The organism is Streptomyces sp. Pv4-95 (assembly GCF_045782725.1).
Taxonomy (GTDB): Bacteria; Actinomycetota; Actinomycetes; order Streptomycetales; family Streptomycetaceae; genus Streptomyces.
This window is the reverse complement of sequence record NZ_CP127172.1, coordinates 5,550,670-5,566,448: the sequence shown is the minus strand read 5'-3', so window position 1 is coordinate 5,566,448 and position 15,779 is coordinate 5,550,670. Positions and strand designations below refer to the sequence as shown.

Below are 15,779 nucleotides of genomic sequence, written 5' to 3'. Positions count from 1 at the left end.
TGTCACGAGGGGAACCGCTCCATGAGCTACAACCAGCCGCCTCCCGGCCCGTACGGGCAACAGCCCCAGCAGCCCGGCCCGTACGGCCAGCCGCAGCAGCCGCCGGCTCAGCAGCCTGGTTACGGCTACCCCCAGCAAGGCGGCCAGGTCCCCCCGCAGCAGCCCGGTTACGGCTACCCGCAGCAGGGCGGCCAAGTGCCCCCGCAGCAGGGCTACGGCTACCCCCAGCAGGGCCAGCAGCCCGGCTACGGCTACCCCCAGCAGGGCCAGCAGGCCCCGTACGGCGGTCAGCAGACGCCCTACGGCATGATCCCCCCGGCCCCGCCCGAGACGGGCGGCAACGGCAAGAAGATCGGCCTCATCGCCGGCGGCATCGCCGTCGTCGCGGCGATCGCCGTGGGCGCGTACTTCGTCTTCGGCTCGGGCGGGGAGGTGGCGCCGTACACGATCTCGTTGCCGGAGAAGCTGCTGAACTCGCAGTTCTCCAAGGCGCCGGGTCCCACGGGAGCGGGGACCGAGGACTTCTCGAACGACAAGGAGGCCAAGGCCCTCGGGATCACCAACAGCAAGGGCGTCCAAGGCAAGTACACCGCTGACGGCGGCCTGACGGCGACCGTGATCGGCCTCTACGGCAACATCGCCGACCCCGAGGGCGCCGTGAGCCAGATGCTCGCCAAGGTCGACGCGAACCAGAAGAAGTCGATGGGCAGCGCCAAGATCGAGGACGTCACCCCGTCAACGGAGTACTCGCCGGAGGGCTTCGACGGCACGGTGATGAAGTGCCGGACGCAGAAGATCACGGTCTCGCGGGGCGGCGTGACCGTGCCCGTCACCGCTTCCACCTGCATCTGGGGCGACAACAGCGCCCTCGGCGTCGTCCAGATGGCGGCCGCCCCCTCCACCTCCGGGGCCGCCACCTCATCGACGCCCGGCGCCGAGGACCTCGCCGAGAAGACCGCGCAGATCCGCAACGAGGTCCGCCAGGAGAAGTAGCGGCACCGCCCGGTCCTGACGCTGCACGGCGCTCGATGAGGATGCCTCGTCGAGCGCCTTTCGCATGCCGGCCTGCGGGCCGCCGCGGTGACCGGAGTACCGGTGGCGCCAGCTGCGCCTCCCCACGTCCGTCACGACACGGAGCCGCCCGGCAGCGAGTTCGCTGCCGGGCGGCTCCGTGTGTGGCTCGGGGTGCTACGCGCTCTTCTCGTGGGGCTCGCCCGACTCACCGTTGCGGGTGCGGGGCACCAGCGTCGGGTTGACGTTGGAGTGCACCACGTCCTCGGTGATGACGACGCGGGCGACGTCCTTGCGGGACGGGACCTCGTACATCACCGACATCAGGACTTCTTCCATGATGGCGCGCAGACCACGGGCGCCGGTGCCGCGCAGGATCGCCTGGTCGGCGATGGCCTCCAGGGCCGGGCGGTCGAAGTCCAGCTCCACGCCGTCGAGTTCGAAGAGGCGCTGGTACTGCTTGACGAGCGCGTTGCGCGGCTCGACCAGGATCTGCAGCAGGGCCTCACGGTCGAGGTTGTGGACGGAGGTGAGGACCGGGAGACGGCCGATGAACTCCGGGATCATCCCGAACTTCACCAGGTCCTCCGGCATGACCTCCTGGAGCTGGTCCTTGGACTCGATCTCGCGCTTGGAGCGGATCGTCGCGCCGAAGCCGATGCCCTTGGCCCCGGAGCGCGACTCGATGATCTTCTCCAGGCCGGCGAACGCGCCGCCCACGATGAACAGCACGTTCGTCGTGTCGATCTGGATGAATTCCTGGTGCGGGTGCTTGCGGCCGCCCTGCGGCGGCACGGAGGCGGTGGTGCCCTCCAGGATCTTCAGCAGGGCCTGCTGCACGCCCTCGCCGGAGACGTCACGCGTGATCGACGGGTTCTCGCTCTTCCGGGCGACCTTGTCGATCTCGTCGATGTAGATGATGCCGGTCTCGGCCTTCTTGATGTCGAAGTCCGCGGCCTGGATCAGCTTGAGGAGGATGTTCTCGACGTCCTCGCCGACATAGCCGGCCTCGGTCAGCGCCGTGGCGTCGGCGAAGGCGAAGGGGACGTTGAGCATCCGGGCGAGAGTCTGCGCCAGCAGCGTCTTGCCCGAGCCGGTCGGGCCGAGCAGCAGGATGTTGGACTTGGCGAGCTCGATGCCCTCGTCGCCGCGGCCACCGCCGTTCTCGCCGGCCTGCACCCGCTTGTAGTGGTTGTACACGGCGACCGAGAGCGTCTTCTTGGCGGGCTCCTGGCCGACGACGTAGCCGTTCAGGAACTCGTAGATCTCCCGCGGTTTGGGGAGTTCCTCCCACCGCACCTCGGAGGTCTCGGCGAGTTCCTCCTCGATGATTTCGTTGCAGAGGTCGATGCACTCGTCGCAGATGTACACACCAGGTCCCGCGATGAGCTTCTTCACCTGCTTCTGGCTCTTTCCGCAGAACGAGCACTTGAGCAGGTCGCCGCCGTCACCGATGCGTGCCACGAGGTGCTTCCCCTTCGCCTGGGATCCGCATTGCTCCACGGACCCGGGTGCTTGCCTATCGACGGTACCTTGCCGGGCCCCCCGTACGGGCCCCCCTTGAACCGACTGGGTTCACTCGATCCAAGGGGGCGACTCTCCGGCTCACGAGCGAAGCCCGCTATCCGATGGAGACGGACGACTTCCGCGTCGAGACGATCTGGTCGACCAGACCGTACGCCAAGGACTCCTCGGCGGTCAGAATCTTGTCACGCTCGATATCGTCCCGAATCTTCTCGATCGGCGTGGAGGAGTGCTTGGCCAGCAGGTCCTCCAGCTGCGAACGCATCCGCAGGATCTCGTTGGCGGCGATCTCCAGGTCGGAGACCTGACCGCGGCCGGTCTCGCTGTACGGCTGGTGGATCAGCACCCGGGCGTTCGGCAGCGCCATCCGCTTGCCGGGGGTGCCGGCCGCGAGCAGCACGGCCGCGGCGGAGGCCGCCTGGCCCATGCAGACCGTCTGGATGTCGGGCTTGACGAACTGCATCGTGTCGTAGATCGCGGTGAGCGCCGTGAAGGAGCCACCGGGCGAGTTGATGTAGATCGAGATGTCACGGTCGGGGTCCATCGACTCCAGGCACAGCAGCTGCGCCATGACGTCGTTGGCCGACGCGTCGTCGATCTGCACGCCGAGGAAGATCACCCGCTCCTCGAAGAGCTTCGCGTACGGGTCGTACTCGCGCACGCCCTGCGAGGTGCGCTCGACGAAGCGCGGAACGATGTAGCGGGACTCGGCGCGCGGGCCGGAAAACTCGGACTCCGCGCCCTCGTACAGGCCGCTGCCGTGGAAGTTGTTCATCGTGGTGTTCACCGTCCTGGTGGCGATCAAGTGGGCTGGGGTGGCTGTGGGGCGAGTGGTACGGGGCTCAGGCCCCGGTGCCGCCCCCGCCCGGAACGCCTGCGGCGGAGGTCATCACATCGTCGATGAGGCCGTACTCCTTGGCCTCGTCGGCGGAGAACCAGCGGTCGCGGTCGGAGTCGTGGGTGATGCGCTCGACGGTCTGACCGGTGTGGAAGGCGGTCAGCTCGGCCATCCGCTTCTTGGTGTGCAGCAGCCGCTCGGCGTGGATCTTGATGTCCGACGCGGAACCCGCCAGGCCCGCGGAGGGCTGGTGGATGAGGATCTCGGCGTTCGGCAGCGCGAAGCGCTTGCCCGGGGTGCCGGCGCTCAGCAGGAACTGCCCCATCGAGGCGGCGAGGCCCATCGCGATCGTCACCACGTCGTTCTTGATGTACTGCATGGTGTCGTAGATCGCCAGACCGGCCGAGATCGAGCCGCCCGGAGAGTTGATGTAGAGGAAGATGTCCTTCTCCGGGTCCGCGGCGAGGAGAAGAAGCTGCGCGGTGATCTTGTTGGCGATGTCGTCGTCGACCGGCTGGCCGAGGAAGATGATCCGCTCGCCGAGCAGCCGGTTGTAGACCTGGTCGCCGAGGCCACCGAAGGTCGGCTCAGCGGCGGCGGAAGGCATCGGGATCGTCACGTGTCCACCTGCTCGTTGTCGGACGGCTCGAGACCGTCTCAGCGTCGTCTTCTGGGGCGCGGGGATCGGCGCCGTGTGCTGCCCCCGGCGCGGTTTCAGGGACTCCCCTGCCCTCCTATCTACGGACCCTAACGCGCAGGTCGGACAACGCCATCCCGCATTGAGAACTGTTCGCTGTGAGCGCAGGCTCACCGGAGGGCGATGACATACGGGCCCGAACACGCGCACGTGCGTGTTCGGGCCCGTATGGACAGGACTCGGGAGAGCCGGGGCTGTGGCTCAGCCCTCGTTCTTCTCCTCGGCCGCGGCCTCGTCGGTGCCCTCGGACTCGGCCTGGACGGTCTCGGCCGTCTCGTCCTCGTCGTCGAGGTCGACGACCTCACCGTTGGTGTCCTTGACCGTGGCGGCCTCGACGACCACCGCGAGCGCCTTGCCGCGGGCGACCTCGCCGACGAGCATCGGCACCTGGCCACCCTCGACGACGGCCTGGGCGAACTGGTCGGGGGACATGCCGGAGGACTGCGCGCGGCGCATGAGGTGCTCGGTGAGCTCCTCCTGGCTGACGTTCAGCTTCTCCTTGTTGACCAGCTCATCGAGGATGAACTGGGTCTTGATGCCCTTCTCCGCCTGCTCCTTGGTCTCGGCGTCGAACTCTTCCTCGGTCTTGCCCTGGATCTCCAGGTACTTGGCGAGGTCGAGGCCCATCTGGCCGAGCTGGTGGTTGACCAGGTTGTGCTTGCGGGTCTCGATCTCGTCCGCGAGCAGCTTCTCGGGGATCGGCACCTCGACGAGCTTGAGCAGCTCGTCCAGGACCTTCTCCTGGGCCTGGGTGGCCTGGTCGTACTTCTTCATCTGGGCGAGGCGCTTGCTGCTGTCGGCCTTGAGCTCGTCGAAGGTGTCGAACTCGCTCGCCAGCTGCGCGAAGTCATCATCCAGCTCGGGCAGTTCGCGGGCCGCGACGGCGGTGACGTCGACCTTGACCTCGGCCTCCTTGCCCTGGGCGGAGCCGCCCTTGAGCTCGGAGGTGAAGGTGGCGCTGCCGCCGGCCTCGACGCCCTTGACGGCCTCGTCGATGCCGTCGAGGAGCTCACCGGAGCCGACGGTGTAGCTGACGCCCTGGGCGACGCCGTCCTCCAGGACCTCGCCGTCCACCTTGGCCTCGAGGTCCAGCGTCAGGACGTCGCCGTCCTGCGCGGCACGCTCGACCGGGCTGGTCGAGGCGAAGCGCTCACGGAGCTGCTCGACCGACTTGTCGATGTCCTCGTCCGACACCTCTACGGCGTCGACCTCGACCTCGATACCGGAGTAGTCCGGGATCTCCAGGGCGGGGCGGATGTCGACCTCGGCGGTGAAGGCCAGCAGCTCGCCGTCCTTCAGCTCGGTGATGTCGACCTCGGGCTGGCCGAGGACGTTGAGCTCACCCTCGTTGACCGCCTCGGTGTAGAACTTCGGGAGGGCGTCGTTGACGGCCTCCTCCAGCACCGCACCGCGGCCGAACCGCTGGTCGATGACGCGGGCCGGGATCTTGCCCTTACGGAAGCCCTTCACCGTGACCTGCTGGTTGATCTTCTTGTACGCCGCGTCGAGGCTGTCCTTGAGCTCCTCGAAGGGCACCTCGACAGTGAGCCGAACCCGGGTCGGGTTCAGGGTCTCCACGGCGCTCTTCACGGTTCGGTCTCCTTGGGGCTGACTTCTGGGGTTCTGCCTGAGATCTTCCGGCACCCGGTTGTCCGGGTCCCGGCCGATAGCGCCCGGTACAAAGACACACGGGCACGCAGCTTGCATAGTAACCGCAAGGAGGATCGCACCCACAATGCGATCTTCGACGGCCGCTCCTCCGCGGCCGCGGAGTGATGCCGGAGTGCTGAACTGAGGACTGCTGGTCGGGGTGGCCGGATTCGAACCGACGACCTTCCGCTCCCAAAGCGGACGCGCTACCAAGCTGCGCCACACCCCGTCGGTGCGACACGTAGGGTACATGGCTGATGGCGCTCCGGCTGCACGATATCGAGATGCCCACCTTGGCGGGTTCCGTCGCGGTCCCACGGACCGGCCGAGGCTCTCGCGGCGATTCTCTCCCAGGGGCGCACACGCGCGATGAACGGGCCCGGCGCGGGCCTGAACCGCCCGCGGGTGTGCGGCACACCGCCCCGACCCGCTACGATGCACTGCGTGCCGAGGTCCTGCGACCTGCGGCGCTCGCGGGCGTAGCTCAATGGTAGAGCCCCAGTCTTCCAAACTGGCTACGCGGGTTCGATTCCCGTCGCCCGCTCCATACGACAAAGGGCCAGGTCAGAGGATATTTCCTCGACCTGGCCCGAGTCTTTTCCCGCGGGCAGCAGGGATGGCCCGCGGGGCCCCTCGGGCGTCAGCCCAGCTGGTTCTTGATGTGGTCGACCACTTCGGCGAAGTCCTCCGTGGGCGAGAAGTCGACGTATTCGACGTCCTCCAGCGCCTCCGGGGCGTGCCCGGGTGACCAGTAGAAGGCCTGGCCGGCCTCGTAGACGCGCTCGCCGTCCCGGGTCCGCATCTTGAGGCGGCCCTTGAGCAGATAGCCCCAGTGGGGGCACTGGCACAGGTCGTCCGTCAGGCCCTTGAGGGCCGGTCCCATGTCCGCGCCTCGGGGCAGGCGCACGAAGGCGACGGACATGTCTCCGCCGATCTCCCGCGTCCGCAGCTCCACGCCGTCACCTTCGATCATGACCGGGGTGTCGTTGCGCGTCGTTGCCGTCATGGCTCCTCCAGGGCCGGTCCGCTGCCGGCCGACTCGCTGCCCTTCCAGTCTCACCCCCTCCACGGGGGCCTGCGACACGTGCGGGACCCGCCGCGCGGGCGCCCTTCGCGCGGCGTGCGGGGGTCAATAGGGTGGCGGGCATGGAGATCTGGCTCAATCCCGCGTGTTCCAAGTGCCGTTCCGCCGTGGAGATCCTCGACGAGGAGGGCGCGGAGTACACCGTCCGCAAGTACCTGGAGGACCCGCCGACCGCGGAGGAGTTGCGCGCGGTGCTGGAGCGGCTGGGGCTGGAGCCGTGGGAGATCACACGGACCCAGGAGGCGGAGGCGAAGGAGCTGGGGGTCGCGGCGTGGGAGCGGACCGACGCCGGACGTGAGAGGTGGATCGCTGCGCTCGCGGCGCACCCGCGGCTGATTCAGCGCCCGATCATCACCGCGGACGATGGATCGGCACTGGTGGGACGCAGCGAGCAGGCCGTGAAGGAGGCGATGGGGCGTACCGGGGGCGGGCGTACCGCCTAGAAGGTGATGTGGTTGATCGTGTCCGCGAGGGAGTTGAGGAACCGGTTGATGGACGGGGCCATGCCGGTGGAGGCCAGGAAGAACCCGAAGAGTATGGCGACGATCGCCGGACCCGCCTTGATCGACTTCCCTCTGATCAGAACGATCAGCACGATCCCCAACAGCAGCACCACTGACAGTGAAAGAGCCACAACTGATCACACCCTTGGTCGGAACGCCTCGCCGGCCCGGGAGCATGCCGCGCACACCCCCTGGCCCCATCGTGCCACCAACTCCTTGCCCACCGGAGGTGGGTGACGAATCATCGGCCAACGCTTTGCCCGGTTTCGACCCCTGAGGTGTGTGAGGCGGGCGTGGCCGGGCAGGCGGGGAGGTGTGCCGCGCCGCACGAAGGCCCCGGGCCACGGGAACGGCGTCGGCGATTTGGCCTGATCGCCTCCCTGCCGGTGGCCGGTAGTGGCCGGTGAGCCGCGCGGCGCGTGGGCGCGGCCGTCGGCGGGATCTCGCCGTGAATTACCGGGACGGCGGCAATCGGGCCGCGTCCGCCATAATTCCCGTGTCATCCGTCACAGTAATTGCGGGCACTCGCCGTGCGTAATCACACGGGCCGGTGAGGCGTTATCCATGTCACTCTGCGCCCGGTGCGAGCGGATCGAGCTATTCGGACATAGCGTAAAGGAATCAGACATTCCTTCCGGGTCTCCCTCGGGGGATACCGACCGTTTTAGACGGGCGAAGCCGGACATCACGGGCGCGTGAGTGCGCGGATATGGCGGAGTGGGGAGGGGTCCACGAAAGATCTTTTCGTGTCTGCCGCATTTTTATCCACGCCATATGTGTGGAGGCACCTGGGGAAATAGAGAATTACTGCCGGGCGGTTTTACGCATTCGCCGACCGCCGCTATCGTGCCTCAGATGTTTCACGCTGCCCCGACACCACGACGTGAGCTCCCTCAGGCCAGGGAGGCGGCGGGTGCGGACCGGACGGCGCGTGCGGCACAGCCGTCCGGCGTGCCGGAGCGCACCCCGGACCCCGCCCCCAAAGCCGGCCGGGACGCCTTCTTCGACAACGCCAAGTACCTGGCCATCGTGCTCGTGGCGATGGGGCATGTCTGGGAACCCCTGACCGACGGCAGCCGCAGCGCCGAGGCGCTGTACATGACCGTCTACGCCTTCCACATGCCGGCGTTCATCATCATCTCCGGCTACTTCTCGCGCAGCTTCGACATGCGCAAGGACCGGCTGCAGCGTCTGGTCACCGGGGTCGCCGTCCCGTACATCCTCTTCGAGACGGCCTACGCCTTCTTCAAGCGCTGGGCGGACGACGACCCGGGGCATCCGATCAGCCTGCTCGACCCCTGGTTCCTGACGTGGTTCCTGGTGGCCCTGTTCATCTGGCGGCTGACCACCCCGCTCTGGAAGGTCGTGCGCTGGCCGCTGCCGCTCGCGCTGGCCATCGCCGTGCTCGCCTCCGTCTCACCCGACATCGGTGACGACCTGGATCTCCAACGGGTGCTGCAGTTCATGCCGTTCTTCGTCCTCGGCCTGTGCCTGCGGCCCGAGCACTTCAAGATGGTGCAGCGGCGGGCGGTGCGCATCGCCTCGCTGCCCGTCTTCGCCTGCGCGCTGCTGATGGCGTACTGGGCGGCGCCCCGGATGTCGTCGGCGTGGTTCTACCACCGCGACAGCGCTCAGGAGTTGGGCACCACCTGGTGGATCGGCTCGGTCATGACGATGGCCCTCTTCGGCTGCTCGATCGTCCTGGTGGCCTGCTTCTTCGCCTGGGTGCCCACCCGGCCCATGTGGTTCACGGTGCTGGGCGCGGGGACGCTGTACGGCTATCTGCTGCACGGCTTCCTGGCCAAGGGCTCGCGGTTCTGGGGCTGGTTCGACGACTACGCCTGGCTGCACACCCCTGCCGGCGAGATCGCGGTCACGCTGATCGCGGGAGCGATCGTGACGGCGCTGTGCACACCACCCGTCCGCAAGGCGTTCCGCTTCGCGATGGAGCCGACGATGGCGTGGGCGTTCCGCAAGGACGCGACCGATACGGCGCGGGAGCGCGTCAGCCTGTGAGAGGGGTGGGGGCCTCCCCCGCGCCCCGCGGCCGCGGCTGCGGTCGCCGTACGGCCGGCCCGGCTCCGGTCCCGCGCTCAGGACTCAAGGGCCCGCGCTCAGGACTCAGGCGTCGCGGCAGATCAGCAGCAGGGCCCGGTCGTCGTTGACATCCTTGGCGACGGCCTCGATCAGGTGCCAGGCGGCGCCCACGAAGCCCTCGCCGATGTAGCGGTCGGCCTCGCCGGTCAGCCGGTCGATGCCCTCGGCGATATCGCGGTCGGCGGCCTCCACCAGGCCGTCGGTGAACATCATCAGCACGTCCCCGGGCCGCAGGGTCCCCTTGACCGGGTCGAACTGGGCACCGTCGTAGACACCGAGGAGCGGGCCCTCGCCCGACTTCTCCTCCCAGCGGCCGGTGCCCGCGCTCAGCTGGAGAGCCGGCAGATGACCGGCGGAGAGCAGCTCGTAGTCCCCCGACTCCAGATCCAGGACGAGATGGATGGAGGTCGCGAAGCCCTCGTCCCAGTCCTGGCGCAGCAGATAGCCGTTGGCCGCGGGGAGGAAGGCGTGCGGCGGCAGGGAGCCGAGGAGGCCGCCGAAGGCCCCGGACAGCAGCAGCGCACGGGATGCCGCGTCCATGCCCTTGCCCGAGACATCCGTCAGCACCACTTCGAGGATGTTGCCGCCCTGGGTGCGCGAGGCCACCACGAAGTCGCCCGAGAAGGACTGGCCGCCGGCCGGGCGCAGGGCCATCTCGCGGTGCCATCCCCGGGGCAGTTCGGGGAGCTTGCTCTGGACGCGGATGCGTTCGCGCAGGTCGAAGAGCATCGTCCCGCCACGCCGCCAGGGCACCCCGACCCGGCTGCGGAACTGCGCGATCAGCAGCCCGAAGAGGCCGACCGCCGCCACGACCAGCACCGTGCCGGGTGTGACGCGGTCCGGCCCCGCGGTGTACGGGCCGAGCAGTGCCGCCTCGACGATCAGCGCGCCGGCCGATGTGGCGTACAGGGCGAGGAGGTTGGCCGGCCGCAGCAGCAGGCCGCCGGCGATGACCGGGAGCACCAGCGCGGTGGGGGCGATCCAGTCGGGGCGCCAGAGCGTGCCTGCCGCGATCGCGGGTATGGCCAGGAGGAGGGCGGCCAGCGCGAGCCAGTCGGAGCCGTCGCCCCGGAAGTAGTCGACGCCGGCTTTGCGCACGCCGATGCGCGCCCGGTGCAGGCCTTTGTGCACCCGGGCCGTCAGGGGTTCCGCTCCCGGGCCGTTTGTCATCGCTCTGGGACTTTAGCCACCCGTTCGGCGGTGCGTCGATTCGCCGTACAGACCTCAGGTCAATTGCCGGGAAACCGCGTTCGAAATGCGGTCGCGCGGCCGGAGAGTGTCCTGCTAGGCATGGCGTATGACGACAGATCTGCGGGAGCTGCGCGACGCCGAGTGGGATGGCTGGTTCGACAAGGTGGACCTCGCGTTCGGCGGGGTGCACGAACCGCCGGAGGGGCGGGCCCTCTGGCGCGAGCGCACGGAGGTCGCGCGCTCCTTCGGGGCCTGGGCGGACGGAGACTGGGTCGGCACGGCCGGGGCCTTCTCCTTCTGGCTGACGGTGCCGGGCGGGGACCGGGTGGCGGCTGCCGGCGTCACGATGGTCACGGTCCAGCCGACGCACCGCAGGCGGGGAGTGCTGCGCTCGATGATGCGCCATCAGCTGGCGGACGTCCGGGCGCGCGGTGAGTCGCTGGCGGTCCTGACGGCCTCGGAGCCCGCCATCTACGGCCGGTTCGGCTACGGCGCGGCGACGCAGGAGCTGCGGCTGGGCGTCGACACGCTACGGCTGGCGCCCCCGGACCTGCCGGGCATCGACGGCGTACGCCTGCGGCTGGTGGACCCGGCGCAGTCGCTGCCCGACTGCGAGCGGGTGTACGAGCAGCTGGTGCCGACCCGTCCGGGGATGCTCGCGCGGCGGCCGGGCTGGGAGCGGATGGGCGTGTACGACCCGGAGAGCGAACGGGACGGCGCCGGGAAGCTGCAGTGCGTGGTGGCCGAGGTCGACGGCGAGGTACGGGGATACGCGCGCTACGCGGTCAACCCGGAGTGGGACCACGCCGGGCCGTGCGGGGCGGTGCGCCTGCGGCAGATCGACGCCCTGGAGCCGGTGGTGTACGCGGCGCTGTGGCGCTATCTGTTCGGGATCGACCTCACCTCGTGGGTGTCGGTGCGCGGCAGGCCGGTGGACGATCCGGTGCTGCACCTGGTGGCGGACATGCGGCGCTGCGGCATCGAGGTGCGGGAGTCGCTGTTCGTGCGGCCGGTCGAGGTGGGCGAGGCGCTGGCGGCGCGGACGTACCTCACACCGGTGGATGTGGTGCTGGAGGTCGCGGACCCGTTCTGCCCCTGGAACGAAGGGCGTTGGCGGCTGAGCGGCGACGCCAAGGGCGCTTCCTGCGCGCGCACCACCGACGCGCCCGATCTGGCGCTTTCGGTACGGGAGTTGGGCTCCGCCTATCTGGGCGGCTTCGCCCTGTCGGCGCTGGCGGCCGCGGGCCGGGTCCAGGAGCTGCGGCCCGGTGCGCTGCAGGCGGCGTCGGTGGCGTTCGGCTCCGACGTCGCGCCGTGGCTGCCGCACGGGTTCTAGGCCCGTACGGAGGGGCATCCGGCGCGGGCGGCCTTCCGCGCCGGATGCCGGCCGCTCAGGGCCGGTGGCCACCCGTCGCCGGCTGGCACCCGGGGCACCAGAAGAGGTTGCGGGCGGCGAGACCGGCGGTGCGGATCTCGCCGCCACAGATGTGGCACGGAGCGTCGGCGCGGCGGTAGACGTACACCTCACCGCCGTGGTCGTCGACCCGTGGCGGGCGGCCCATGGCCTCGGGAAGGTGCTCCGGGCGGACGGTGTCGATGCGGTTGTGGCGCACGCCCTCCCGCATCAGCAGCACCAGGTCCGCCCAGAGGGCGTCCCACTCGGCGCGGGTGAGGTCGCGGCCCGGCCGGTAGGGGTCGATGCCGTGCCGGAAGAGGACCTCGGCTCGGTAGACGTTGCCGACGCCCGCGATGACCTTCTGGTCGAGCAGCAGCGCCGCGATGGTCGTACGGCTGCGCGTGATCCGCTGCCAGGCGCGCTCCCCGTCGTCCCCGGGGCGCAGCGGATCGGGGCCGAGCCGGTCGTGTATCGCGTGCTTCTCGGCGTCGGTGATCAGCGCGCAGGTGGTGGGGCCGCGCAGATCCGCGTAGTGGCGGGAGCCGGCCAGGCGCAGCCGGACGGTGTCGGTGGGCGGCGGCGCGGGCGCGTCGCCGAAGCCGAGCTTGCCGAACAGTCCGAGGTGGATGTGGACCCAGCGGGCCGGTCCGAACCCGAGGAAGAGGTGCTTGCCGTGCGCCTCGGCGGTGTCCATGACCTGGCCGTCGATCAGCGCGGCGCCGCCGGCGAACTTTCCCTGCGGGCTGCTCGCCCGGACCGGCTCGCCCTCGAAGCGGTCCCGGTGGTCCAGCGCGAGGCGGTGGATCGTGTGCCCCTCGGGCATGCGGGTGGTCCTCCAGTGGGCACGCCCGCCCACCCCGGCGGCCGGGGTGGGCGGGCGGCGACGGCGGTGGGCGTCAGCCCTGCGGGTGGTGGGCGGGGATGGGCGGCAGCTCGCCGGTGGCCTCGTACGCCGACAGCATGTCGATGCGGCGGGTGTGACGCTCCTCACCGGAGTACGGCGTGGCGAGGAACGCCTCGACGAACTTCGTGGCCTCGTCCTGGGTGTGCATCCGGCCGCCGACGGAGATGACGTTGGCGTTGTTGTGCTCGCGGCCGAGCTTGGCGGTCTCCTCGCTCCAGGCCAGCGCGGCCCGTACACCCTTGACCTTGTTGGCGGCGATCTGCTCGCCGTTGCCGGAGCCGCCGATCACGATGCCGAGGCTGTCCGGGTCGTCCGCGGTCCGCTCCGCGGCGCGCAGGCAGAACGGGGGGTAGTCGTCCTGGGCGTCGTAGATGTGCGGACCGCAGTCGACGGGCTCGTGGCCATTGGCCTTGAGCCACTCGACGAGGTGGTTCTTGAGTTCGAAACCTGCATGGTCGGAGCCGAGATACACGCGCATGGCCATGAGTGTGGCATGACGATGTGCGGGTAGGCGCGACTGGGTCTTCCTACGGTTCTACGCATGGAAACCCTGGTCGACCTTGCGTACGCAAGCGCGTGACGTAACCGTCCAGGGTTTCATGCAACGATCCGGATTCAGACCTTCCAAACCATGGGTTAGCGAAGATCTAATGCGGGAGTTCCATTCCGTGAACCACACAAGGACGGTGCACATGGGCGCGCACCCGCCTACCACCAAGACGGTCCCCACCACCGGCGAACCCGGCGGCGGACCCGGGAGCCAGCCTCAGGACGGGCTGCAGGCAGGACTCAAGAACCGCCACCTGTCGATGATCGCGATCGGCGGCGTCATCGGCGCCGGGCTCTTCGTCGGCTCCGGCGCGGGGATCTCGGCCGCCGGGCCGGGCATCCTCCTCTCCTACGCGCTGACCGGCCTGCTGGTCGTGCTGGTGATGCGGATGCTGGGCGAGATGGCCGCGGCCTCCCCCACCTCCGGCTCGTTCTCCGCCTACGCCGACCGTGCGCTCGGCCGCTGGGCGGGCTTCACCATCGGCTGGCTGTACTGGTTCTTCTGGTCGGTCGTGCTGGCCGTCGAGGCGACCGCCGCCGCCGCGATCCTCACCGGCTGGGTACCGGCCGTCCCGCAGTGGGCCTGGGCGCTGCTGGTGATGATCGTGCTGACCGGGACCAACCTCATCTCCGTCGGCTCGTTCGGCGAGTTCGAGTTCTGGTTCGCCGGCATCAAGGTCGTCGCGATCGTCGTCTTCATCGCGGTCGGCGCGCTGGCGATTTTCGGGCTGCCCCCGGGCGGCGACCCGGTGGGCGTGACGAACCTGACCGGGCACGGCGGGTTCCTGCCGAACGGACCGGGCGCGATCCTCTCCGGCATGCTGCTGGTGGTCTTCTCCTTCATGGGCAGCGAGATCGTCACGCTGGCGGCGAGCGAGTCGCCGAACCCGGTGCAGGCCGTCCGCAAGGCCGTCAACAGCGTCATCTGGCGTATCGCGATCTTCTACATCGGCTCGATCGCGGTGATCGTGACGCTGCTGCCGTGGAACGACCCGGCGGTGGTCAAGAGCCCGTACGTGGCGGTCCTGAAGTCGCTGGACATCCCCTACGCGGGCACGGTCATGGACGTCGTGGTGCTGACCGCTGTGCTGTCCTGTCTGAACTCCGGGCTGTACACCGCCTCCCGGATGGCGTTCTCGCTCGGTGAGCGCGGCGACGCGCCCAAGGCGTTCAAGAAGGTCAACAAGGGCGGGGTGCCCGCGGTCGCGATCTGGGCCTCGGTCGCCTTCGGCTTCATCGCGACGATCTTCAGCTACACGTCGAAGGACACCATCTTCCAGTTCCTGTTGAACTCCTCCGGTGCGGTGGCCCTGTTCGTGTGGCTGGTCATCTGCTTCTCGCAGCTGCGGATGCGCCGGGTCATCGAACGGGACACCCCGGAGCGGCTGACGGTGCGGATGTGGCTGTACCCGTGGCTGACGTACGCGACCATCGGGATGATCGTCTTCGTCATCGGCTACATGTTCTACGACCCGGACGGGCGGGAGCAGATGATCCTGTCGGTCGTCGCGGCCGTCGTGGTGCTGGCCATCGGGCTGGTTCTGGACCGGCGCAGGCCGCGGGACCGGGACGCGGCGGAGGCGCCCGGGACCGGCGCGCTCAAGTAACGCCGCCCGACGCAGCAGAAGGCGGGGCCCGCACCGGTTCGGTGCGGGCCCCGCCTTCTGCTGCGTCGGGCGCGGCCGCAGGGGCGGCCCCGGGGGCTCAGCCGCGGCGGCCGGCCAGCTTCCAGGCGGTGGGCAGCGCGCCCATGGCCAGCGCGGCCTTGAGGGCGTCGCCGATCAGGAACGGCACCAGGCCGACGGCCACCGCCTCGCCGAAGGACATACCGGTGCTCAGCGCGAGGTACGGGACGCCGACGGCGTAGATCAGGGCCGTGCCCGCGGCCATCGTTCCGGCCGTGCGCAGCACTCCGCGGTCACCGCCGCGGCGGGCCAGCGCGCCCACGACGGTGGCGGCCAGCAGCATGCCCAGGATGTAGCCGAAGGTCGCGCCGCCGGCGCCCGAGGCGCCACCGGCGAACCACGGCATGCCCGCCAGGCCCGCCAGGGCGTACAGCGCGAGGGAGAGCAGGCCGCGGCCGGCGCCGAGCGAGGCGCCGACCAGCAGGGCGGCGAAGGTCTGGCCGGTGACCGGGACCGGGGAGCCGGGAACCGGGACGGCGATCTGGGCCGCTACGCCGGTCAGCGCGGCGCCGCCGAGCACCAGCGCCGCGTCGCGGACGCGGGCGCGGGAGGCGGTGGCGGCGGGCAGCAGATCGGCGAGGACCGCACCGATGGGGGTTCCCCCGCGCGAAGCCTGGGGGAGGGTGAGGGCGGACTCAGTGCTCATCGGT

Annotated in this window: 15 protein-coding genes and 2 tRNA genes; 6 read left to right on the top strand and 11 right to left on the bottom strand. The window is 69.7% G+C overall.

Features of this window, described 5'->3' with window-relative positions; all coding sequences use genetic code 11:
* Positions 1–21: 21 nt before the first annotated feature.
* Positions 22–993 (top strand): hypothetical protein, encoded by a 972-nt coding sequence (locus tag QOM21_RS24385; RefSeq protein ID WP_407553170.1) that lies wholly within the window; start codon positions 22–24, stop codon positions 991–993.
* Between the two features lie 195 nt (positions 994–1,188).
* On the opposite strand, the gene clpX is transcribed toward QOM21_RS24385, so the two are convergent.
* The 5 genes from clpX to QOM21_RS24360 form a co-directional block, all read right to left on the bottom strand.
* Positions 1,189–2,475: an ATP-dependent Clp protease ATP-binding subunit ClpX gene (gene clpX, locus QOM21_RS24380; protein ID WP_407553169.1), complete on the bottom strand. Its 1,287-nt coding sequence runs from the start codon at positions 2,473–2,475 to the stop codon at positions 1,189–1,191.
* A gap of 157 nt (positions 2,476–2,632) precedes the next feature.
* The gene (locus QOM21_RS24375; protein WP_393895571.1) at positions 2,633–3,310 is read right to left on the bottom strand and encodes an ATP-dependent Clp protease proteolytic subunit; all 678 of its coding nucleotides are present in this window, start codon (positions 3,308–3,310) and stop codon (positions 2,633–2,635) included.
* 67 nt (positions 3,311–3,377) lie between these two features.
* Positions 3,378–3,980 (bottom strand): ATP-dependent Clp protease proteolytic subunit, encoded by a 603-nt coding sequence (locus QOM21_RS24370; protein ID WP_407555782.1) that lies wholly within the window; start codon positions 3,978–3,980, stop codon positions 3,378–3,380.
* Positions 3,981–4,271: 291 nt separating this feature from the next.
* Positions 4,272–5,660, bottom strand: a complete 1,389-nt coding sequence (gene tig, locus QOM21_RS24365; protein ID WP_407553168.1) for a trigger factor — start codon at positions 5,658–5,660, stop codon at positions 4,272–4,274.
* 212 nt (positions 5,661–5,872) lie between these two features.
* Positions 5,873–5,949 (bottom strand) — tRNA-Pro (locus QOM21_RS24360).
* A gap of 244 nt (positions 5,950–6,193) precedes the next feature.
* Between QOM21_RS24360 and QOM21_RS24355 the strand changes: the two genes are divergently transcribed.
* Positions 6,194–6,267, top strand: a tRNA-Gly gene (locus QOM21_RS24355).
* A 93-nt stretch (positions 6,268–6,360) separates the two neighbouring features.
* Here the strand turns inward: QOM21_RS24355 and QOM21_RS24350 are convergent.
* On the bottom strand, positions 6,361–6,726 hold the full coding sequence (locus tag QOM21_RS24350; RefSeq protein ID WP_407553167.1) for a hypothetical protein: 366 nt from the start codon (positions 6,724–6,726) through the stop codon (positions 6,361–6,363).
* A 140-nt stretch (positions 6,727–6,866) separates the two neighbouring features.
* On the opposite strand from QOM21_RS24350, the gene QOM21_RS24345 reads away from it, so the two are divergent.
* Positions 6,867–7,247 (top strand): arsenate reductase family protein, encoded by a 381-nt coding sequence (locus tag QOM21_RS24345; protein WP_407553166.1) that lies wholly within the window; start codon positions 6,867–6,869, stop codon positions 7,245–7,247.
* Here the strand turns inward: QOM21_RS24345 and QOM21_RS24340 are convergent.
* Complete coding sequence (locus QOM21_RS24340; protein ID WP_393895537.1) at positions 7,244–7,438, bottom strand: hypothetical protein; 195 nt, start codon at positions 7,436–7,438, stop codon at positions 7,244–7,246. The two genes, QOM21_RS24345 and QOM21_RS24340, sit on opposite strands and share 4 nt — an antisense overlap.
* Positions 7,439–8,162: 724 nt before the next feature.
* On the opposite strand from QOM21_RS24340, the gene QOM21_RS24335 reads away from it, so the two are divergent.
* Positions 8,163–9,323, top strand: coding sequence for an acyltransferase family protein (locus QOM21_RS24335; protein WP_407553165.1), 1,161 nt, complete (start codon positions 8,163–8,165; stop codon positions 9,321–9,323).
* Positions 9,324–9,428: 105 nt separating this feature from the next.
* Here QOM21_RS24335 and QOM21_RS24330 read toward each other — a convergent pair whose 3' ends face one another.
* On the bottom strand, positions 9,429–10,574 hold the full coding sequence (locus QOM21_RS24330; RefSeq protein ID WP_407553164.1) for a PP2C family protein-serine/threonine phosphatase: 1,146 nt from the start codon (positions 10,572–10,574) through the stop codon (positions 9,429–9,431).
* A gap of 127 nt (positions 10,575–10,701) precedes the next feature.
* On the opposite strand from QOM21_RS24330, the gene QOM21_RS24325 reads away from it, so the two are divergent.
* Entirely contained in the window at positions 10,702–11,931 is a 1,230-nt protein-coding gene (locus QOM21_RS24325; RefSeq protein WP_407553163.1) for a GNAT family N-acetyltransferase, read from the top strand.
* A 55-nt stretch (positions 11,932–11,986) separates the two neighbouring features.
* Here the strand turns inward: QOM21_RS24325 and QOM21_RS24320 are convergent, their stop codons facing one another.
* Entirely contained in the window at positions 11,987–12,814 is an 828-nt protein-coding gene (locus QOM21_RS24320; RefSeq protein WP_407553162.1) for an Fpg/Nei family DNA glycosylase, read from the bottom strand.
* 73 nt (positions 12,815–12,887) lie between these two features.
* Positions 12,888–13,373 (bottom strand): ribose-5-phosphate isomerase, encoded by a 486-nt coding sequence (locus tag QOM21_RS24315; protein ID WP_407553161.1) that lies wholly within the window; start codon positions 13,371–13,373, stop codon positions 12,888–12,890.
* A 214-nt stretch (positions 13,374–13,587) separates the two neighbouring features.
* Here QOM21_RS24315 and QOM21_RS24310 point away from each other — a divergent pair, with 214 nt between their 5' ends.
* Positions 13,588–15,051: an amino acid permease gene (locus tag QOM21_RS24310; protein ID WP_407553160.1), complete on the top strand. Its 1,464-nt coding sequence runs from the start codon at positions 13,588–13,590 to the stop codon at positions 15,049–15,051.
* 97 nt (positions 15,052–15,148) lie between these two features.
* On the opposite strand, the gene QOM21_RS24305 is transcribed toward QOM21_RS24310, so the two are convergent.
* Entirely contained in the window at positions 15,149–15,775 is a 627-nt protein-coding gene (locus tag QOM21_RS24305) for a biotin transporter BioY (protein ID WP_407553159.1), read from the bottom strand.
* Positions 15,776–15,779 lie beyond the last annotated feature (4 nt).